An 18,529-nucleotide genomic window follows, 5' to 3' on the forward strand; every position below is an offset into this window, starting at 1 on the left:
GGCGGCCGGTGGCGCGCCGAGGTAAGCAGAGCTGTGGCTCTCGCGGCGCCCGCCCCGGAGGTGGGCGCGCTGCGCGGTGTTCTGGCGGGCGGTGGCGCGTCGAGGTAAGCAGAGCTGTGGCACTCGGGCGTCGGCTCGGAGGTGTAGCTCTCGCGCGCCGACCCTGAGGTGGCGCACCGCGATGTTCTGGCGGGCGGTGGCGCGTCGAGGTAAGCAGAGCTGTGGCACTAGGCGCGGAGCGCTGGAGGGCGGAAACGGCGTGAGCCGGTCGCGGGGGATTGCTCCCGAAATCGCCCGCGCCCGGCTCACCGTCTAGCGTCGCGAGGACTCGGACTGGTCCCGAAGTCCGAGTCCTCGCAACATCCCCAGACCCACCTGCGGACATAACGCTACGTGCCTGCAAAGCGGGGCCGGAAGCTCTGAGTGGGCAAAATGGCCGTTCGGCTAGCCCAACATAGGCGACAAATCCGGAAAGTATTGGGTAGAGGCGTATTTATTCCGCTTCAGGGTTACGCAGGGTGATGACGGCCGGGTCTTACCGTGTGTGATCATCGTCCCGGCGGATGCTGTCGATCAGGCCCAGGATCTGGCGCAGGGCGGGTCGCAGCACCCGCAACCGGGAGAGCGCCACCAAGCGGTCGATCAGCGGCACCGCGCCGTCGATCAGGCGCCTGGTCCGCCGCTGGTCGGGCGATTTGTCGTACACCCAGAAGAGAATGACGCCCATCCAGCCGAGCCAGAGCAGTTCCGGCAGTTCCTTGCGCAGCTCGGGGTCGAGCTTGGCGGACGAGCCCTCGATCACGTCGCGGAAGATCGCGATCGACGCGTCCCGGGCCGGCGACGATTCGCGAGAGAACGGGCTCAGCGGCGACGACGGCTCGGCCGCGCTCTTGAAGAAGGTCGCCGCGAACGAGTGGTACGGCTCGTTCACATCGATGCCCGCGTGCAGCACCCCGCGCAGCCGGGCCGCGAAGTCCTTTTCGCCGGCCAGCACCGCCTCCGACGCCGTCCGGTGCGCCGCCTGGTTGCGGTCGTAGAACCCCTGGATCAGGTGTTCCTTGGAGTCGAAGTAGTAGTACGCGTTCCCGACCGCGACCCCGGCCTCCTTAGCGATCGCTCGCATGGTCGTCTCGGCATAGCCCCGTTCGCGAAAGAGCCGCAGCGCCGTCTCGAGGATCAGCTGCCGCGTCTGCTCCCCGCGAGCCCGCCGCGGCTTGCCGGCCGAGCCCGCGCCCACCGAGCCGGCCGCGCCCGCTGAGCCGGCCGCGCCCGCTGAACCGGCCGCGCCCGCTGAACCGGCCGCGCCCGCTGAACCGGCCGCGCCCGCCGGATCGGCCGCGCCCGCCGCATCCGGTGAGCCCGCCGGTTCCGGCGATTCGGGTTCAGTGGCAGCGGTCGTCACATTGGTCACCGTAGTCCGCCACCAGCACCGGCGACGGCCCGGGCGAGCGAGTCGACTCCCGCACCGCGGAGGCCGCCGCGATGAACCGCCGCGCCGCCGGCAGCAGCCGCGGGGAGCTCAGCCGCAGCGCCGCCTCCCGGTAGTCGGCCAGCGCCCACAGGCAGGCCAGCCAGGCGGCGTCCCCGGTGTAATAGGCCCCGTCGTCCGCGATCACCGTCAGGTCGCGCAGCGTCGCCGCGTGGTCGAGCCCGGGGAACAGCGCGAGCGCCGACGCCGACCCGGCCGGCACGAAGACGAGCGGCACCAGCTGCGCCCGCCCCGCCAGCCACCGCCGCGCCGTCCGGCAGAGCGGGCACCCCTCGTCGAAGAGCACCGTGAACGACCCGACCCGGCTGGCCCCGTGACCGGCCGGGTCGGCGGCGAGGCTCACGCCTGCGCCGGAGGGGGCATCGGGGGCATCTGTCGCTGCGGGTGCATCGGCAGGCGCCCGGCCGGCGGCAGCGGCGGCTGTCCCTGCTGCTGCCGGATCCGCCCGCGCCGGTAGCGGCCCAGGAAGAACACGTTGCAGAAGTGCAGGACGCCGAGCACCAGCAGCACCAGCCCGATCTTCATGGAGAGCGTCTCGAGCGCCTCGCTGGCGTCCTCGACCTGCGCGCTCGACCGCATCGCGAACGCCACGTAGCCGAGGTTCAGCAGGTAGAAGCCCATGACGAGCAGCTGGTTGACGGCCCGCGCGAGCTTGCCGTCGGCGAAGACCTCCTCGAGGAAGACCAGCCCGTTGCGCGACAGCGTGGTCGCCACCCAGACGGTCAGCCCCACGCTGACCGCCAGGTAGAGCAGGTACATCCAGACCTTCGGGTCCATCGGGTCACCCTTCTCGAACACGTTCAACTAAGTCTCCCTCAGCGTAGGGGGAGACTTGAACGTGTTCAAGAACGTGTGACGCGCGGATCAGGAGGCGGCGATTCCCAGGGTCTCGGCGGCGGCGCGGCCGTTCGCCCGGGAGGAGCCGTGGGTGGTGACGAACGCGCGGCAACCGGCCGGGCGCCACGACGACGGCCAGCCCATCTCGACGACGGCGACGGGGTGGGTGGCGGCCAGTGTCTCGATCAGCCGGCGGGAGTCCGGCGAGCGGTGCACGTGCCGGCCCACGACCACGATCGGCCGCCCCGAGGCGCGCGCGGCGAGATCCGGCGCCGAGGCGGAGGCGGCGACGACCTCGATCTGCTCGGTCCCGTTCAGGTGCGGTCCCAGACCCCAGGGCACGCGTCCCTCGGCGATCGAGTAGCCCGACACCAGCTGCACCACCAGCGGCGACTCCAGCTCGGCCAGGGAACCCTCGACCCGCACCGCACGCCGGGCGGCGGCGACACCGAGGCCGGCGTCGTGGTCACTCCCGGCGCGAGGCGTCGCGCTCCACTGCGCCAATGCGGCCGTACGGGCGAAAGCCTCTTCAAGGCGAGCGATCGGGAGCCGGTCATCGTCCACGGCCGCGACGATCTCGGCGACCACCGCCTCGACCAGCGCCGCGTCCACCTGCGCCCCGATGCACAGCAGGTCGGCCCCGGCCGCCAGCGCCCGCACGGCGGCGCGCGGAATCCCGCCCGCCGCCAGCGCCGCGCCCTTCATCTCCAGGGCATCGGTGACGATGACGCCGGCGAACCCGAGCTCCCGCCGCAGCAGCGACTCCAGGGCGGCCGTACTGAAGGTGGCCGGATCGTCCCCGGTCAGAGCCGGCACCCGGATGTGCGCCGTCATGATCGCTCGCGTCCCCGCCGCCACCACCGAGGCGAACGGCGGCAGGTCGCGCGAACGCACGAGCGACAGCGGCGCGTCCACGGTCGGCAGTTCCAGATGCGAGTCGGACAGCGTCGCGCCGTGCCCGGGGAAGTGCTTCGCGCACGCCGCCACCCCGGTCGACTGCAGGCCCGCCACCGCGGCCGCCGCGTGCCGGGCGACCAGCTCCGGGGACGAGCCGAACGACCGGGTCCCGATGATCGGGTTGTCGTCGGCCGTGTTCACGTCGACGGTCGGGGCGAGGTCGAGGTTGACACCGGTCGCCGCCAGGTCGCTGCCGATCGCCGCGTACACCCGGGAAGTGAGCTCGAAATCGTCGATCACGCCGAGCGCCGCGTTCCCCGGGTACGGGCTGCCGGTGCGGTGCCCGAGCCGGGTGACGTCGCCGCCCTCCTCGTCGATCGCGACCAGCACGTCCGGCCGCGCCGACCGCAGGGCCGTGGTCAGCGCCGTGACCTGGGCCGCGGACTCGATGTTGTAGCCGAACAGGGTGTGCCCGGCCAGGCCGTCGGCCAGCAGGTCCAGCGCCCACGGCGGGGCGGTCTCGCCGGGAAATGCGGCGAGCAGCGTGCCGAGGGCGAGGCGGCGCAGCCCGTGATCGTTCGCCATGGTGTCCTTCCGGTGACGCAACTCTGGCTCAGGGTGCCCGCGAGCTGCCATGATCGCTCCGAGTCGATGACGTGTGCTGCGGACGGCGACGATGCCGACCGTTACGCTGCGGCTACGAAGGGCTCGTTAGTCTAATAGGAAACAATCCTAAAAATACTAGGGGACGAGAAATGGCCGCCACCCGCCTTCCGGGCACACCTCGGCTGCTACGCGCTCTCAACGACCGCGCGGCGCTCGAGCTGCTGCTCACCCGCGGTCCGCTCACCCGCGCGCAGCTCGGCGAGATGACCGGTCTCAGCAAGGTCACCGCCTCCCAGCTCGTCGAGCGGCTCGAGCAGCGCGGCCTGGTGCGCCGGGTCGGCGAGCAGGCCGGTGGTCGTGGCCCGAACGCCCAGCTCTACGCCGTCACCCCGGGTAGTGCCCACGTGATCGGCGTCGACGTCGGCCCCGAGCGGGTGGTGGCCGCCTGTGCCGACATCACCGGCGCCATTGTGAGCCGGGTCGAGCAGTCCACCAAGGACACCGACGACCCGGTCGGCGTCGTGCACAACGCGGTCGTCCAGGCGGCGACCGAGGCCGGCACCGACATGAGCTCGGTCCGCCGGGTCGTGCTCGGCACGCCGGGCCTGGTCGACCCGGAGAGCGGCGAGATCTCGTTCGCCTGGGACCTGCCCCGCTGGCACCGCGGCCTCCTCGACGACCTGCGCCGCGACCTGAGCACCCCGGTCGTCTTCGGCAACGACGTGAACCTGGCCGCGATCGCCGAGCAGAGCACCGGCGCGGCCAAGGGCGAGAGCGACTTCGTGCTGGTCTGGGCCGGCCGCGGCGTCGGCCTCGCCAGCGTCATCGGCGGCAAGCTGCACCAGGGCGCGACCGGCGCCGCGGGCGAGATCGGCTACCTCGCCGTGGCCGGCACCGAGGTGCCCCGCCACCAGGGCAAGCGGTCGCAGAAGGGCGGCGTGCGCGGCGGCTTCCAGACCATCGCCGGCGGCGACGCGGTGCGGGCGATCGGCAAGAAGTACGGGTTCCGCGGCGCCGAGGCGGCCGACGTCATCCGCTCGGCGGTCGCCGCCGGCGAGGCCGGCGACCAGGTGCTCGACGAGCTGGCCGAGAAGCTGGCCCTCGGCGTGGCCGCCGCCTGCGTGGTGCTGGACCCGCCGCTGGTCGTGCTGGCCGGCGAGGTGAGCCAGGCCGGCGGCCCCGGTCTGGCCGAGCGGGTCGAGCGCGAGGTGGCGGCGATCACCCTGGTCACGCCCCGCGTGGTGATCACCGGCGTGGAGGACGAGCCGGTCCTGCACGGCGCCCTGCACACGGCCCTGGACGAGGTCCGCGACGAGGTTTTCGGCTCGACCACCGGGTGACCGGGGGCCAGGCGTACGCGTGGTTGGATGGACGCGTGCTCGAACCTGTCGTACGCATTCCGCCCCACGAGGACACCGTCATCGCGTTCGACCGCGTCAGCGTGATCCGCAGTGGCAACTTCCTGGTCCGCAGCCTGTCCTGGCAGGTGGAGCTGGATGAGCGGTGGGTGATCCTGGGCCCGAACGGCGCCGGCAAGACGACCCTGCTCAACCTGGCGTCGGCCCGGCTGCACCCGTCCCGCGGCACGGCGTACGTGCTGGGCGAGCGCCTCGGTCGCACCGACGTCAACGAGCTGCGCACCCGCATCGGCCTGTCCACCGGCCAGTTCGGCGAGCGCATCCCGACCGGCGAGCGCGTGCTCGACGTGGTGGTCACCGCGGCCTGGTCGGTGGTGGGCCGCTGGCGGGAGAGCTACGACCCGCAGGACGAGCGCCGCGCCCGGCAGCTGCTCGAGCAGCTGGGCATGGGCGCGCTGATCGAGCGCGAGTTCGGCACCCTCTCCGAGGGCGAGCGCAAGCGCACGCTGATCGCCCGCGCGCTGATGACCGACCCCGAGCTCATGCTGCTCGACGAGCCGACCGCGGGCCTCGACCTCGGCGGCCGGGAAGACCTCGTGGCGCGCCTCACCGAGCTCGCCCTCGACCCCGACTCGCCGGCCATGGCGCTCGTCACCCACCACGTCGAGGAGATCCCGCCCGGCTTCACGCACGGCATGCTGCTGCGCGAGGGCACGATCGTGGCGGCCGGCCCGCTCGGCGACGTGATGACCGCGGACAACCTCACCAAGACCTTCGGCATGCCGCTCGTGGTCGACCGGTTCGGCGACCGCTACACGGCACGGGCGGCCTAGCCGTGGCGCCGCGCATCGTGGTGGCCGGCAGCGCCAACATGGACCTGGTCGGGGTGGCCGCGCGCCTGCCGCTGCCGGGCGAGACCGTGCTCGGCGACGACTTCGTGATGATGCCCGGCGGCAAGGGCGCCAACCAGGCGATCGCCGCGGCCCGGGCCGGCGGTCACGCGGTCTTCCTCGGCGCGATCGGCTCGGACTCGTTCGGCGTCACGCTCAACGCCCGGCTCGACGCGGCCGGGGTGGACACCGCGCACCTGCGCACCAGCTACGGCGCGTCCGGCGTCGCCGTGATCATGGTGGACCGCGCGGGGGAGAACTCGATCCTCGTCTCGCCCGGCGCCAACAGCACGTTCACCGGCCTCACCGAGGCCGAGGAGCGGGTCATCGCGGGTGGTGACGTGCTGCTCTGCCAGCAGGAGATTCCGGTGGGCACGGTGACGGCCGCCTGCCGGGCCGCCCGCGCCGGCGGCACCCGCACGATCCTCAACGCGGCCCCGGCCCGCGAGCTGCCGCCCGAGCTGCTGGCGAACGTGGACCTGCTGGTCGTCAACGAGAGCGAGGCCCAGGCGATCACCGGGTCCGACGCCCCCGACATGCCCGCGCTGCTGGCCCTGGTGCCGCGCGTGGTGCTGACCCTGGGCGGCGACGGCTCCCGCTACGCCGAGCGCGACGGCCGCGACGAGCACGTGCCGGCGTACCCGGTCGAGGCCACCGACACGACGGCGGCCGGGGACGCGTTCACCGGCGCGCTCGCCGTCGCCTGGGGCGAGGGCCGCGACCTCATGGAGGCGGTGCGCTGGGCGACCGCGGCCGGCGCCGTCTGCGTGCAGCGGCTGGGTGCGTCGAGCGCGCTGCCCACCCGCGAGGAGATCGACGCGCAGTACAAGGCGGGCTAGGGCGGGACGGCCCTAGCTCTGCCGCGCGGTCGCCACGAAGCGGCTGACCTCGCCCCGCAGCACCTCGGCGAGCTGGGAGAGCCCGTCCACCCCGTGCTCGCCGTCGACCGCGACGGCGATGCCGTTGGTCAGCCCGCTCATCTCCCGGATGCTGTCGGTGACCCGTTCCAGCACGGCGATGGCGTCGGCCGCGACCTCCTGCACCTTGTTGACGTGCCCCATGATCTCGCCGCTCGATCCGCTGGTCTCGTCGGCCAGCGTCTTGACCTCGCCGGCCACCACGCCGAAGCCGAGTCCGGCCTCGCCCGCCCGGGCCGCCTCGATGGTCGCGTTCAGCGCCAGCAGCCGGGTCTGCTTGGCCACCTGGTTGATCAGGTCGACCGCGGTGAGGATCTGGTCGGCCGCGGTCCGCAGCGAGGTCACCGTCTCGAGCCCGTGCTCGGCCTCGGTCACCGCGGCCCGGGCGAAGTCGGCCAGCCCGTTCGCCGAGGCGCCCATCTCGGTCGCGGCCGTCGCGACCTGCTCGGAGACCCGCAGCACGGCGTTCTCCAGCTCGTCGGCGAGCGCCACCCGGGCCGCGGTCGCCTCGGCCAGCCGGCCGGCGCTGCGGCTCATCTCCTCGATCGAGGCCGAGATCTGCTCGGCCGCGCCGCGGAACGAGCCCTGCAGGCCGCGGGTGAGGATCCGCCGGTGGAACCGGCCCTCGGCGGCCGCGGACGAGGCGGCGCCGGCCTCCCGCACGAACGCGTCGCTCATGTCGAGCAGGCTGTTGAGCGCCTGCCGGCAGTCGTCGGCGGCGGGCGAGTCGCCGAGCGCGGGCAGGCGCGCCTCGAGGTCGCCGGCCGCGGCTCGCCGGCAGACCTCGGTGATCATCCCGAGTGCCTGGTCATCCATTGGTGACCGACCAGACGAACTCGTCGTAGGAGTGGCCGCCCAGCTCGTCCTGGAGCGCCTGCCGGCCGGCCTCGACCGCGGCCGGGGTGGATCCGTGCCGGCTCTCGGCGGCGCGCACCCGGTCGTAGACCTGCTTGATCGCCGCGACCGAGCCGGGCTCGGGGCGACGCCGGTTGGAGTGGTAGCCGACGTGCCGTCCGCCCGAGCCGTGCGAGGGCGTGATGTGCGCGAACACCCAGTAGTGCCCACCGTCGGCGGCCAGGTTCAGCACGTACGCGAAGATCTCGTCGCCGCCCTGGATCGTGTCCCAGAGCAGCTTGAACACGGCTCGGGGCATGTCCGGGTGCCGGATCAGGTTGTGCGGCTGCCCGAGGGCCTCGTCCTCGGTGAGCGCCGAGATGCGAAGAAAGACCTCATTGGCGTACGTGATGACGCCGCGCGGGTCGGTCTTGGTAACGATGATCTCGTCGGGGCCGAAGGTGCGCTCGACCCCGGTCGGGCGGCTCTGGATGGCTCGCATGATCTTCCGATCGTCCCGAACGCGGCCGGTCCCGCGCGCCCGAACGCCGGAATCAGCGCGCCACGCGGCGGGCCCAGAGCACCAGCGGGATCTGCAACGGCAGGCGGCCGTACGCGATGGCCCGCTTCGCCGGCGGAGCATGCCGCCAGTCGACCGCCATCTTCACGTTCGCCGGGAAGACGCCGACGAACAGCGCGGCGGCGGCCAGCGCCCCGGCCCGGCGCGTGCGCGGGTGGGCGACCGCGGCGGCCACGGCGATCTCGCACGCGCCGCTCAGGTAGGTCCAGGTGCGCCGCGACCCCGGCAGCGATCGCGGGACGATCGAGTCGAACGGGCCGGGCACCAGAAAATGCAGGGCCCCCGTGGTGGCCAGCAGGCCGGCCAGGCCCAGCGCGTCCTTCTTCATGGGCGTCACATTACTAGCGAGTAACCCCGGCCGGCTCGAGGGCTCGCTGAAGGGCCCGGTAGATCCGTCCGAAGCGGGCCGCGTCCCCGGTGCGCAGCAGCAACACGTCGCCGGCCCGGGTCCGTCCCCAGATCTCGCGCTGCCGGCTGCCCCGGTCGTACGAGCGGTCCACGTGCTCGAGCAGCAGGTCGGCGAGCGGCGCCGCGGCCAGCCCGACCAGGATGCCGCCGCCGATCAGGCCGATCGTGACGGCGGCCGACGCGTGGATGATCAGCGCGACCCCGACGCCGAGCGCGCCGACCAGGATCGGCAGCAGCATGGCCAGGCCGAGCGCGCCGCGCCCGGCGATCGTCCGCCATGACCGGCGCCCGCGCTGGTGCCACACCTGGCGCAGCTCGGCCAGGGGGTAGTCGCGGCCGTTCATCCGCACGCCGTTCGACGTGATCCAGACGTCGGGGTCCCGGTAGTACGTGGTCATTCTCTCTCCGTACCCGTCGTAGGCTTCGGCTTAACCAACACTCAGGGAGGCGTGTTTCGTGGGCGAGTTCGTGGCGCTGGAGATCACCGACGGCATCGGCACCATCCGGCTGGACCGGCCCCCGATGAATCCCCTGAACACCCAGGTACAGGAAGAGTTGCGGGAGGCCGCGTATTCCGCGGCCGGCGACGACGCGGTCAAGGCGGTCATCGTGTACGGCGGGGAGAAGGTCTTCGCCGCGGGGGCCGACATCACCGAGTTCACCGAGCAGAGCTACCAGGACATGGTGGTACGCGCCGGCGCCCTCTCCGGGGCCTTCGACTCGGTGGCCCGCATCCCCAAGCCGGTGGTGGCCGCCATCACCGGCTATGCCCTGGGCGGCGGCTGCGAGCTGGCGCTGGCCTGCGACTGGCGGGTGGTCGCCGACGACGCGAAGCTGGGCCAGCCCGAGATCAAGCTGGGCCTCATCCCCGGCGCCGGCGGCACCCAGCGGCTGGCCCGGCTGGTCGGCCCGGCCCGCGCCAAGGACCTGATCTTCTCGGGCCGCATGGTGGACGCCGAGGAGGCGCTGCGGATCGGCCTGGCCGACCGGGTGGCGCCCGCGGCCGAGGTCTACGAGACGGCGCTCGCGCTCGTCCGGCCGTACGTGACCGGGCCGTCCCTCGCCCTGCGGGCGGCCAAGCAGGCGATCGACAGCGGCCTCGGCATGGACCTCGCCTCCGCCCTGGCCCTCGAGTCGCAGTTGTTCGCCTCGCTCTTCGCGACCGACGACCGGATCGAGGGCACGACCGCGTTCGTGGCGAAGCGTAAACCCACGTTTACGGGCCGCTGATCTCGCTTCCATCGATCGAGTGCCATAAAGTCCGACGAGTGGAACCGGTTCCGACCACGCGCACGGTGCGCCGCACCGTGCGCGTGGCGGTGTCCCTGGTCGTCGGGCAGGCGCTGCTCTGCCTGCTCATCGGCTGGCTGACGCTGGGCCGCCCGGCCGGCGGCGCGCCGGTCGACGAGATGGCCGCGCCGCCACGCGCCCCGCTGCCGACCGCGGGCGGCCGGTACGCCGAGCCGGACCGGACGGCGACGGCGACCGCAACCACCACATCCACCTCCATCCCGGCCCCCCGGCACACCCGGACGGCGAAGCGCGACGGTGGCGCCACGCATTCGCCGGCCGTCGCGGTCCCGCCCGCTCCGGCGCCGCCTCCGTCGCCCGCGCCGGACGTGCCCGCCCCGGCCGGCCCCGTCGCCGGCGATCCGGTGGCGCCGGTGGTGTCCCCGTCCGCGAGCACCAGCCCGATCGGCAGCCTGGTTCCGCCGGCGCCGAGCCCGCCGGCCGTGCCGAACCCGCCGCTGCCGCTGCCGAGCCCGCTGCCGCCGATCGTGCAGGCGCCGGTCACCGTGGGCGAGCGCTGCGACCCCGCGGGCGCGTTCGGGCTCACCGCCGCGGGCACTCTCGTTCGCTGTCTGCGCACGTGGCACTACCGCCCGCGCTGGAAGATCGTCTAGGGGACGCGACCCCCTAGACTCTGCGGCATGGCCACTGACCCTGGGGGCCCGAAGCGGCACGCCCTCGGCGTGGACTTCGGGACGTCCAACACCGTCGCGGTGGCGCGCTGGCCCGACGGCCGCGCGCGCCCGATCCTGGTCGACGGCTCCCCCCTGCTGCCCTCGGCCGTCTATGCCGAGCCCGGCGGCGACCTCAACGTGGGCCGCGACGCCGTGCACAGCGCCCGCCTCGACCCGGCTCGCTTCGAGCCCAACCCGAAGCGCCGCATCGACGACGGCACGGTGCTGCTCGGCGACCAGGAGTTCGCGGTGGTCGACCTGATCGCGGCGGTGCTGGCCCGGGTCGCCGAGGAGTGGCACCGCGCGGTCGGCCCGGTGCGGCCCGAGACCACGCTGACCTGCCCGGCCACCTGGGGCGCGGCCCGCCGCTCGCTGCTGGCCGAGGCCGCCGCGCGGGCCGGGCTCGAGGGCGCGCGGCTGGTCGCCGAGCCGGTGGCGGCCGCGACCTACTTCGCCGAGGTGCTCGGGCGGGACGTGCCGATCGGCTCGGTCGTGGTGGTGCACGACTTCGGGGCCGGAACCTTCGACGCGAGCGTGGTCGCGCGTACGTCCTCCGGCTTCGAAGTGATGGCCGTCGACGGCCGCGACGACATCGGTGGCCTCGACATCGACGCCGCGATCGTCGAGCACCTGCGCACCGACGAGTGGCAGCGGCTGCTCGAGCCGTCCACCGTCGAGGAGCGCCGCGCCCGCCGCCAGCTCTGGGACGACGTGCGGATCGCCAAGGAGCGGCTGTCCCGCGCCCAGTCCGCCGACTTCGTGGTGCCGCTGCTCGACACCGAGGTCCACCTGACCCGCGACGAACTGGAGAAGCTGGCCCGCCCGGTGCTCGACCAGACCGTGCGCATCACCAAGAACCTGCTGCGCTGGGCCGACCTGCCCGAGGGGCGGCTGGCCGGGGTGTTCCTGGTCGGCGGGGCGAGCCGGATCCCGCTGGTGGCGACCCTGCTGCACCGCGAGCTGGGCGAGGCGCCGGTGGTGATCGAGCAGCCCGAGCTGGTGGTGGCCGAGGGCAGCATCCTGGCCGACGCCGCGCTGCTGACCACCGGCCCGGCCGCGCCCGGGCCGACCGCCGAGCTGCGGCTGGTCTCCAAGGGACGGGCCGACATCGCGACCGTGCCGGTGGCGAGCATCGCGCCGGCCGCCGCCCACGTGCCGGGCACGACCGGGCTGCAGCCCGCGGTCGACCCGTGGCCGGACGCCGATCACGGCGCGTGGATGCCCGATCCGCAGGCCACGGTGGCCACGCCGAAACCTCGATTCGACGGTCCGGCGCCGGCCGGCCGGTCCACCCCGAAGCTGAACGCCACCCGGCCCATGTCGCCCGCGATGCCGGCGAACCGGCCGATCTCCGGTGGCCGGTTCGACTCGCCCGGCCGGCCGGTGTCGCCGTCGCCGCAGACGGCGTCGTCGCGCCCGGTGCCGGTCACCCCGCCGCCGGCCCGGGTCGCGAAGGTCAAGCCGGCCCGGGTCGCGAAGGTGAAGAAGGCCAAGGCGCCCAAGCCGAAGCGGCGCGGCGGGTTCCGGCGCGGCGTGCAGATCCTGTTCAGCGTCATCGTGATGATCGCGGTGCCGCTCGCCGCCCTGGTGGTCGCTTATGGCTACGGCAATGCCGAGCCGCTGACCGACGACGCCCGCAACCTGCTGCACGACATCGCCAACCTCCTGGGTATCTGAGACCGATTCATCTTTGTGGTGGCGACCGGTAGGTTGCTTGCATGGCAGAAGTGATCGAGGGACACGGCGGCGACCTCGCCCTGGCCGCGCTGCGGTCGTTCGGGGTGAACGAGATGTTCACTCTCTCCGGCGGGCACGTGTTCCCGCTCTACGACGCCGCCCACAAGGAGAGCTTCCCCATCTACGACGTGCGCCACGAGCAGAGCGCCGTCTTCGCGGCCGAGGCCGTGGCCAAGCTCCAGCGCCGTCCCGGCCTCGCGGTCCTCACCGCCGGCCCCGGCGTCACCAACGGCATATCCGGCCTGACCAGCGCGTTCTTCAACGCCTCGCCGGTCCTCGTGCTCGGCGGCCGGGCGCCGCAGTTCCGCTGGGGCTCGGGCAGCCTCCAGGAGTTCGACCACGTGCCGCTGGTCGCCCCGATCACCAAGTACGCGGGAACGGTCGGCGACGCCGACGCCATCGCCGGCGAGATCCGGGCCGCGCTCACCGCGGCGCTGACCCCGCACCGCGGGCCGTCCTTCCTCGACCTGCCGCTCGAGGTCGTCTTCTCCTCGGGCGAGGCGGCCGCGCCCGGCGTCCCCGAGGTGCCGGTGCTCGAGGCCGACCCGGACGAGGTGGCCCGGGCCGCCGCGCTGCTGGCCGGCGCCGACCGCCCGGTGATCATCGCGGGCTCGGACGTCTGGGGCGGCGACGCCGTCGCCGAGCTGCGGGCCGCCGCCGAGGCGCTGCAGGTGCCGGTCTTCACCAACGGGATGGGCCGTGGCGCGCTGCCGCCGTCGCACCCGCTGGCGTTCGCCAAGGCCCGCCGGCCCGCGCTCAACGAGGCCGACGTGGTCTGCGTGATCGGGACGCCGCTCGACTTCCGGCTGGGCTTCGGCGAGTTCGGCGAGGCTCGGGTCGTGCACATTGTGGACGCCCCCTCGCAGCGGGCCGCGCACGTGACGCCGGCGGTGTCGCCCGCCGGCGATCTGCGCCGGATCCTGACCGCTCTCGCCGACTATTCGGGCGAACGGGCCGATCATGCCGAGTGGATCGCCGGGCTGCGGACGGCCGAGGATGCCGGCAAGGCGCGCGACGCCGAGGCGATGGCGGCCGAGACCGACCCGATCAAGCCCGCCCGCATCTACGGCGAGCTGCGCAAGGTCCTGGCCGAGGACGCGGTGACCATCGGCGACGGGGGCGACTTCGTGTCGTACGCGGGCCGGTATCTGGAGCCCTCGCGGCCCGGCACCTGGCTCGACCCCGGCCCGTACGGCTGCCTCGGCACCGGCATGGGTTACGCCATGGGCGCCCGGGTCACCTACCCGGACCGGCAGATCTGCGTGCTGCTCGGCGATGGCGCGGCCGGCTTCTCCCTGATGGACGCGGAGTCCCTGGTCCGGCAGAACCTGCCGGTGGTCATGGTGGTCGGCAACAACGGCATCTGGGGGCTCGAGAAACACCCGATGCAGGCGATGTACGGGTACGACGTCGCGGCCGACCTGCAGCCCGGGCTCCGCTACGACGACGTCGTGCGCGCGCTGGGCGGCGCCGGGGAGACCGTGGAGAAGGCCGCCGAGATCGGGCCCGCCCTCGCCCGCGCGTTCGACTCCGGGGTCCCGTACCTGGTCAATGTGCTCACCGACCCGGCCGACGCGTACCCCCGCAGCTCCAATCTCGCCTGAGCCCTATTTGTCCTCTTCCCGGTTCTTGAACTCTTTTTCCCACTGGGCGAGCATCTCCCGGTCGCGGCGGGACTGTTCGCTGTCCATCGAGCTCAGGAAATCCGGATCGTCGTCCGGCGAGGACGGGCGCGCCTTGGACCGGCGCACGGGCGTGCCCTCGTGCCGGACGGCGGCCGGCCGGCCCCAGACGAAGTAGCCGGCCGGGCCCAGCAGGGGGACCAGCACGATCAGCAGCACCCACACGAATCGCGGCACGCCGCGGACACGATCGGCCGACAACACGCTGATCAGCGCCAGCACGAAGAGGACCAGCTGCACGGCAGCCAGGAAGATGAACAACCGGACCATGAGGCAATGATGACTCGGCCGGAGCCGTGCGGCACGGATCAGAGCATGACAACCAGCCCGCCGAGGAACGCGAGGGTCACCGTCACGAGCGCGTAGACCGGAATCGCGCGGCGGCCGGGGCTCGGCGGGGCCGTCCGCAACTCCTCCGAGCGACGGTAGGCGATCCCGACCAGGGTCGCCCAGGCGGCCATCGCGACGGCGGCGATCAGCCAGGCGCCGACGCCGGCGTCGGGGTGGAAGGCCGGGCGGGCGGCGAGCAGGCCGACGGCGGTCGCCGAGAGGCCGGTCCGGCGCCAGGCCAGCCGGGTGCGCTCGGCCGAGGCGCCGGGATCGGTCACCGCGCGGCCTTGACGATGACGGCGATCACCAGGAGCACGGCGCCGGCGGCCACCACCAGGGCGAGAACGGCCGGGAACTTCGAGCCGGGCAGCTCCTGGCCGAGCCGCATGGCCCGCTCGGTGCGGGCCCAGTGGTCGACGGCCCGCAGCGCGGTCAGGCCGCCGAGCAGCAGCAGGGCGATCGCGATGACCTCGCGCAGGTGCTGGACGCCGAGCGGCGGCAGGAACTGGGCGCAGGCCAGGCCGCCGGCGATCAGCGCGAGGCCGGTGCGGATCCAGGCCAGGAAGGTCCGCTCGTTGGCGAGCGAGAAGCGGTAGTCGGGCGTGCGGCCGACCGTCGGCTGCTTCTCGGGGTCGAACCACTGCCGCAGGCCACCGGACACCGGTTGATTATCGACCGGATGGGTCAAGAAGGCGCGTCCACAAGCTGCGTACTTCGTCACTGACACAGCGTTCGCGAAGGCGGCCGCAGCGGCACCACGGTGAGTCGGGATCGGAGCGGGCATGGGTCTCCGGCGCGGCCGCACCCTTCGGTGGTAGAGGATGGGGGACGGGCTGGCGATACCCGTCCAGCAGCGGAGCGATTTGGCCGGACATATGCGACACCTCCTTCGCTCATCATGGTGAGGTGTGTCACTCTGGGTGGCTGTCCTCGCCAAGCTACTGACGGGTAACCTTCGAGGCGACGGTCCGACCGCAACGGTGCGTTCAATACAGGAGGTCGTAGCAGCGCGATGAACATCGTCGTTTTGGTGAAGCAGGTGCCGGACTCCGGCGCACCGCGCTCGCTCGGCGCGGATCACTCGGTGGAGCGGGCTTCCGCGAACAACGTCATCAACGAGATGGACGAGTACGCCATCGAGGAAGCCCTGAAGATCAAGGAGGCGCACGGCGGCGAGGTCACGGTGCTGACCATGGGTCCGGCCACCGCCGCCGAGTCGATCCGCAAGGCGCTGTCCATGGGTCCCGACAAGGCGGTCCACGTGACCGACGACGCGCTGCGCGGCTCCTGCGCGGTGGCCACCTCCAAGGTGCTCGCGGCGGCGCTCGGCACGCTCAATGCCGACCTGGTGATCTGCGGCGCCGAGTCGACCGACGGCCGGGTGCAGGTCATGCCGCACATGCTGGCCGAGCGGCTCGGCATCGCGGCGCTGACCGGGGCGCGGAAGCTGACCGTGGACGGGTCGCAGCTGACCGCCGAGCGGCAGACCGACGACGGCTACGAGGTCGTCTCCGCCGCCACCCCGGCCGTGGTCAGCGTCTGGGACACGATCAACGAGCCGCGGTACCCGTCGTTCAAGGGCATCATGGCGGCCAAGAAGAAGCCGGTGCAGACCCTGTCGCTGAGCGACCTCGGCATCTCGGCCGACGAGGTGGGCACGGCCGGCGCGACCAGCCAGGTGCTGGAGTTCGCGCCGCGCCCGCCGCGGGCCGGCGGCACCAAGGTCACCGATGAGGGCGACGGCGGCACGCAGCTGGTCGCGTTCCTCGCCACCGAGAAGTTCGTCTGAGAGGGGCGGTCATGGCTGAGGTATTGGTTGTCGTCGAGGCCGGCGTCAAGAAGGTCTCTCTCGAGATGCTGACCATCGCCCGCGAGCTCGGGACGGTGTCGGTGGTGGCGTTCGGCGATGTCGACACCGCCAAGCTCGCCGAGTACGGCGCGGAGAAGGTCTACGTCGCGACCGGGGTCGACGACTATCTGGTGGCGCCCAAGGCGTCGGTCGTCGCCGACCTGGTGCGGTCGAAGCAGCCGGCCGCGGTCCTGCTGGCCTCGACCCAGGAGGGCAAGGAGATCGCCGGGCGGCTGGCGGTCAAGCTCGACAACGGGCTGCTCACCGACGCGGTCGCGGTCGACGCCGACGGCACCGCGACCCAGGCGATCTTCGCCGGTTCGGCGACGGTGAAGTCGAAGGTCACCCGCGGGATCCCGATCATCACGGTCCGGCCGAACTCGACGACCCCGTCCGCCGCCCCGGCGTCGGGCGCCGTGGAAGAGTTGACGGCGACCATTTCTGATTCGGACAAATTGACTCGCGTGGTCGAGCGGGTGGCCGAGAAGAAGGGCTCCCGTCCCGAGCTGACCGAGGCCGGCATCGTCGTCTCCGGCGGCCGCGGCGTCGGCAACGCCGACAACTTCAAGCTGGTCGAGGAGCTGGCCGACCTGCTCGGCGGCGCGGTCGGCGCGTCCCGGGCGGCGGTCGACTCCGGCTTCTACCCGCACCAGTTCCAGGTCGGCCAGACCGGCAAGACGGTGTCCCCGCAGCTCTACGTGGCGCTGGGCATCTCCGGGGCGATCCAGCACCGGGCCGGCATGCAGACCTCGAAGACGATCGTGGCGGTCAACAAGGACGCCGAGGCGCCGATCTTCGAGCTCGCCGACTACGGCGTCGTGGGCGACCTGTTCAAGGTCGTTCCCCAGGCCGCCGAGGAAATCCGCAAGCGCAAGTAGCGACGGGACTCATCGCAGTGAGGGGTGCCACCCTCACTGCGATTTCCCGCTGCGGCCGGTCCGCGATTCGAGGCATAAGCTTTCTTGTTGATGGCCTACCTGGATCACGCAGCTACCACCCCGATGCTCGCGGAAGCGCTGGACGCCTACACGGCGGCCGCTCGCGAGGTCGGCAATCCGTCGTCCCTGCACGCGGCCGGTCGCTGCGCCCGCCGCCTGGTCGAGGAGTCCCGCGAGCGCATCGCGGCCGCGCTGAACGCCCGCCCCTCCGAGGTCGTCTTCACCAGCGGCGGCACCGAAAGCGACAACCTGGCGACCAAGGGCATCTTCTGGGCGCGGCGCTCGGCGTCGCTGAACCACACCCGGGTCGTCGCCTCCGCGGTCGAGCACCACGCGGTGCTGGACGCGGTCGACTGGCTGGGCACGCACGAGGGCGCCACGGTCGACCTGCTGCCGGTCGACGAGACCGGCCGCGTCGACCCGGCCACCCTGACCGAGCTGATCGCCCACTACCGGGACGAGATCGCGGTGGTCAGCGTCCAGTGGGCGAACAACGAGGTGGGCACCGTCCAGCCGGTGGCCGAGCTCGCGCGTGCGGCCGCGGAGGCCGGCATCCCCTTCCACACCGACGCCGTCCAGGCCGTCGGCCAGATCCCGGTCGACTTCGCCGCCAGCGGCGCCGCCGCGATGACCGTCACCGGCCACAAGGTGGGCGGCCCGGTCGGGGTCGGCGCGCTGCTGCTGGGCCGGGACGTCGCCTGCACGCCCCTGCTGCACGGCGGCGGCCAGGAGCGGGACGTCCGGTCCGGAACCCTCGACACGGCCGGGGTCGCGGCGTTCGCGGTGGCCGTCGAGATGGCGGTCAAGGCGCAGCAGGACTACGCGGCCCGCGTCGGCGACCTGCGCGACGACCTGGCGGTCCGGGTGCGGCGGGCGATCCCCGACGCGGTCTACAACGGCGCCGGCGACGACCTCCGCCTCCCCGGCAACGCGCATTTCAGCTTCCCCGGCTGCGAGGGCGACGCCCTGCTCCTGCTGCTGGACGCCCAGGGCATCTCGTGCTCGACCGGCTCGGCCTGCTCGGCGGGCGTGGCCCAGCCCTCGCACGTGCTGCTGGCGATGGGCGCCGACGACGACCGGGCCCGGTCCTCGCTGCGGTTCACGCTGGGGCACACGAGCACGGTCGAGGACGTGGACGCCCTGCTCGCCGCCCTCCCCGGTGCGGTCGAGCGGGCCCGGCGGGCGACCGCCTGGAAAACGCCGCGCTGATCCC

At 73.0% G+C, this 18,529-nt stretch carries 21 protein-coding genes; 10 read left to right on the forward strand and 11 right to left on the reverse strand.

Annotated elements, in window-relative coordinates; translation table 11 throughout:
* Nucleotides 1-535: 535 nt before the first annotated feature.
* The 4 genes from ACZ6TB_RS39760 to ACZ6TB_RS39775 all read right to left on the reverse strand — a co-directional run bounded on the left by ACZ6TB_RS39760 (nt 536) and on the right by ACZ6TB_RS39775 (nt 3,808).
* Entirely contained in the window at nt 536-1,402 is an 867-nt protein-coding gene (locus ACZ6TB_RS39760; protein WP_465564021.1) for a TetR/AcrR family transcriptional regulator, read from the reverse strand.
* Entirely contained in the window at nt 1,383-1,832 is a 450-nt protein-coding gene (locus ACZ6TB_RS39765) for a thiol-disulfide oxidoreductase DCC family protein (protein WP_465564024.1), read from the reverse strand. Before ACZ6TB_RS39765 ends, ACZ6TB_RS39760 begins: the two co-directional genes overlap by 20 nt.
* Entirely contained in the window at nt 1,829-2,287 is a 459-nt protein-coding gene (locus tag ACZ6TB_RS39770) for a hypothetical protein (protein WP_465564305.1), read from the reverse strand. Before ACZ6TB_RS39770 ends, ACZ6TB_RS39765 begins: the two co-directional genes overlap by 4 nt.
* A 66-nt stretch (nt 2,288-2,353) precedes the next feature.
* Nucleotides 2,354-3,808: a glycoside hydrolase family 3 N-terminal domain-containing protein gene (locus ACZ6TB_RS39775; RefSeq protein ID WP_465564027.1), complete on the reverse strand. Its 1,455-nt coding sequence runs from the start codon at nt 3,806-3,808 to the stop codon at nt 2,354-2,356.
* Between the two features lie 170 nt (nt 3,809-3,978).
* Between ACZ6TB_RS39775 and ACZ6TB_RS39780 the strand changes: the two genes are divergently transcribed.
* Genes ACZ6TB_RS39780 through ACZ6TB_RS39790 form a run of 3 tightly spaced genes read left to right on the forward strand, consistent with a single transcriptional unit; the run spans nt 3,979 to nt 6,916 of the window.
* On the forward strand, nt 3,979-5,169 hold the full coding sequence (locus ACZ6TB_RS39780; RefSeq protein ID WP_465564030.1) for an ROK family transcriptional regulator: 1,191 nt from the start codon (nt 3,979-3,981) through the stop codon (nt 5,167-5,169).
* 35 nt (nt 5,170-5,204) lie between these two features.
* Entirely contained in the window at nt 5,205-6,020 is an 816-nt protein-coding gene (locus ACZ6TB_RS39785; protein ID WP_465564033.1) for an ABC transporter ATP-binding protein, read from the forward strand.
* A 2-nt stretch (nt 6,021-6,022) separates the two neighbouring features.
* Complete coding sequence (locus ACZ6TB_RS39790) at nt 6,023-6,916, forward strand: ribokinase (protein WP_465564036.1); 894 nt, start codon at nt 6,023-6,025, stop codon at nt 6,914-6,916.
* Between the two features lie 12 nt (nt 6,917-6,928).
* Here the strand turns inward: ACZ6TB_RS39790 and ACZ6TB_RS39795 are convergent, their stop codons facing one another.
* Genes ACZ6TB_RS39795 through ACZ6TB_RS39810 form a run of 4 tightly spaced genes read right to left on the reverse strand, consistent with a single transcriptional unit; the run spans nt 6,929 to nt 9,214 of the window.
* A complete protein-coding gene (locus ACZ6TB_RS39795) occupies nt 6,929-7,810 on the reverse strand; it encodes a methyl-accepting chemotaxis protein (RefSeq protein WP_465564038.1) in 882 nt (293 codons plus the stop codon).
* A complete protein-coding gene (locus ACZ6TB_RS39800) occupies nt 7,803-8,330 on the reverse strand; it encodes a PAS domain-containing protein (RefSeq protein WP_465564041.1) in 528 nt (175 codons plus the stop codon). The genes ACZ6TB_RS39795 and ACZ6TB_RS39800 overlap by 8 nt, the downstream gene beginning before the upstream one ends.
* Before the next feature lie 52 nt (nt 8,331-8,382).
* The gene (locus ACZ6TB_RS39805) at nt 8,383-8,736 is read right to left on the reverse strand and encodes a DoxX family protein (RefSeq protein ID WP_465564044.1); all 354 of its coding nucleotides are present in this window, start codon (nt 8,734-8,736) and stop codon (nt 8,383-8,385) included.
* 13 nt (nt 8,737-8,749) lie between these two features.
* The gene (locus ACZ6TB_RS39810) at nt 8,750-9,214 is read right to left on the reverse strand and encodes a DUF6232 family protein (RefSeq protein ID WP_465564047.1); all 465 of its coding nucleotides are present in this window, start codon (nt 9,212-9,214) and stop codon (nt 8,750-8,752) included.
* 58 nt (nt 9,215-9,272) lie between these two features.
* On the opposite strand from ACZ6TB_RS39810, the gene ACZ6TB_RS39815 reads away from it, so the two are divergent.
* Genes ACZ6TB_RS39815 through ACZ6TB_RS39830 form a run of 4 tightly spaced genes read left to right on the forward strand, consistent with a single transcriptional unit; the run spans nt 9,273 to nt 14,121 of the window.
* Nucleotides 9,273-10,046, forward strand: coding sequence for an enoyl-CoA hydratase/isomerase family protein (locus ACZ6TB_RS39815; protein WP_465564050.1), 774 nt, complete (start codon nt 9,273-9,275; stop codon nt 10,044-10,046).
* A gap of 38 nt (nt 10,047-10,084) precedes the next feature.
* Nucleotides 10,085-10,720 carry a hypothetical protein gene (locus ACZ6TB_RS39820; protein ID WP_465564053.1) on the forward strand — a complete coding sequence of 212 codons (636 nt, stop codon included), beginning with the start codon at nt 10,085-10,087 and terminating at the stop codon, nt 10,718-10,720.
* Between the two features lie 27 nt (nt 10,721-10,747).
* Nucleotides 10,748-12,457 carry an Hsp70 family protein gene (locus ACZ6TB_RS39825; protein ID WP_465564056.1) on the forward strand — a complete coding sequence of 570 codons (1,710 nt, stop codon included), beginning with the start codon at nt 10,748-10,750 and terminating at the stop codon, nt 12,455-12,457.
* A gap of 41 nt (nt 12,458-12,498) precedes the next feature.
* Nucleotides 12,499-14,121, forward strand: coding sequence for an acetolactate synthase (locus ACZ6TB_RS39830; protein WP_465564057.1), 1,623 nt, complete (start codon nt 12,499-12,501; stop codon nt 14,119-14,121).
* A 3-nt stretch (nt 14,122-14,124) separates the two neighbouring features.
* Here the strand turns inward: ACZ6TB_RS39830 and ACZ6TB_RS39835 are convergent, their stop codons facing one another.
* The 3 genes from ACZ6TB_RS39835 to ACZ6TB_RS39845 are packed head-to-tail and all read right to left on the reverse strand — an operon-like array spanning nt 14,125 to nt 15,190.
* Nucleotides 14,125-14,469, reverse strand: a complete 345-nt coding sequence (locus ACZ6TB_RS39835; protein ID WP_465564060.1) for a PLDc N-terminal domain-containing protein — start codon at nt 14,467-14,469, stop codon at nt 14,125-14,127.
* Nucleotides 14,470-14,507: 38 nt separating this feature from the next.
* The gene (locus ACZ6TB_RS39840) at nt 14,508-14,807 is read right to left on the reverse strand and encodes a DUF202 domain-containing protein (protein WP_465564063.1); all 300 of its coding nucleotides are present in this window, start codon (nt 14,805-14,807) and stop codon (nt 14,508-14,510) included.
* Complete coding sequence (locus ACZ6TB_RS39845; protein ID WP_465564066.1) at nt 14,804-15,190, reverse strand: YidH family protein; 387 nt, start codon at nt 15,188-15,190, stop codon at nt 14,804-14,806. Before ACZ6TB_RS39845 ends, ACZ6TB_RS39840 begins: the two co-directional genes overlap by 4 nt.
* Before the next feature lie 351 nt (nt 15,191-15,541).
* Here ACZ6TB_RS39845 and ACZ6TB_RS39850 point away from each other — a divergent pair, with 351 nt between their 5' ends.
* The 3 genes from ACZ6TB_RS39850 to ACZ6TB_RS39860 all read left to right on the forward strand — a co-directional run bounded on the left by ACZ6TB_RS39850 (nt 15,542) and on the right by ACZ6TB_RS39860 (nt 18,525).
* Nucleotides 15,542-16,318, forward strand: coding sequence for an electron transfer flavoprotein subunit beta/FixA family protein (locus ACZ6TB_RS39850; RefSeq protein WP_465564069.1), 777 nt, complete (start codon nt 15,542-15,544; stop codon nt 16,316-16,318).
* An 11-nt stretch (nt 16,319-16,329) separates the two neighbouring features.
* Nucleotides 16,330-17,256 carry an electron transfer flavoprotein subunit alpha/FixB family protein gene (locus ACZ6TB_RS39855; protein WP_465564072.1) on the forward strand — a complete coding sequence of 309 codons (927 nt, stop codon included), beginning with the start codon at nt 16,330-16,332 and terminating at the stop codon, nt 17,254-17,256.
* A 90-nt stretch (nt 17,257-17,346) separates the two neighbouring features.
* The gene (locus ACZ6TB_RS39860; protein ID WP_465564075.1) at nt 17,347-18,525 is read left to right on the forward strand and encodes a cysteine desulfurase family protein; all 1,179 of its coding nucleotides are present in this window, start codon (nt 17,347-17,349) and stop codon (nt 18,523-18,525) included.
* Nucleotides 18,526-18,529 lie beyond the last annotated feature (4 nt).

The organism is Actinoplanes sp. NPDC051537 (assembly GCF_055586105.1).

Excerpts from the sequence above, each read along its gene's own strand:
- ACZ6TB_RS39830 (WP_465564057.1), top strand. The coding sequence starts at position 12,499 with ATGGCAGAAGTGATCGAGGGACACGGCGGCGACCTCGCCCTGGCCGCG.
- ACZ6TB_RS39825 (WP_465564056.1), top strand. The coding sequence starts at position 10,748 with ATGGCCACTGACCCTGGGGGCCCGAAGCGGCACGCCCTCGGCGTGGAC.
- ACZ6TB_RS39775 (WP_465564027.1), bottom strand. The coding sequence starts at position 3,808 with ATGGCGAACGATCACGGGCTGCGCCGCCTCGCCCTCGGCACGCTGCTC.
- ACZ6TB_RS39835 (WP_465564060.1), bottom strand. The coding sequence starts at position 14,469 with ATGGTCCGGTTGTTCATCTTCCTGGCTGCCGTGCAGCTGGTCCTCTTC.
- ACZ6TB_RS39860 (WP_465564075.1), top strand. The coding sequence starts at position 17,347 with ATGGCCTACCTGGATCACGCAGCTACCACCCCGATGCTCGCGGAAGCG.
- ACZ6TB_RS39810 (WP_465564047.1), bottom strand. The coding sequence starts at position 9,214 with ATGACCACGTACTACCGGGACCCCGACGTCTGGATCACGTCGAACGGC.
- ACZ6TB_RS39805 (WP_465564044.1), bottom strand. The coding sequence starts at position 8,736 with ATGAAGAAGGACGCGCTGGGCCTGGCCGGCCTGCTGGCCACCACGGGG.
- ACZ6TB_RS39795 (WP_465564038.1), bottom strand. The coding sequence starts at position 7,810 with ATGGATGACCAGGCACTCGGGATGATCACCGAGGTCTGCCGGCGAGCC.
- ACZ6TB_RS39850 (WP_465564069.1), top strand. The coding sequence starts at position 15,542 with ATGAACATCGTCGTTTTGGTGAAGCAGGTGCCGGACTCCGGCGCACCG.
- ACZ6TB_RS39780 (WP_465564030.1), top strand. The coding sequence starts at position 3,979 with ATGGCCGCCACCCGCCTTCCGGGCACACCTCGGCTGCTACGCGCTCTC.
- ACZ6TB_RS39855 (WP_465564072.1), top strand. The coding sequence starts at position 16,330 with ATGGCTGAGGTATTGGTTGTCGTCGAGGCCGGCGTCAAGAAGGTCTCT.
- ACZ6TB_RS39800 (WP_465564041.1), bottom strand. The coding sequence starts at position 8,330 with ATGCGAGCCATCCAGAGCCGCCCGACCGGGGTCGAGCGCACCTTCGGC.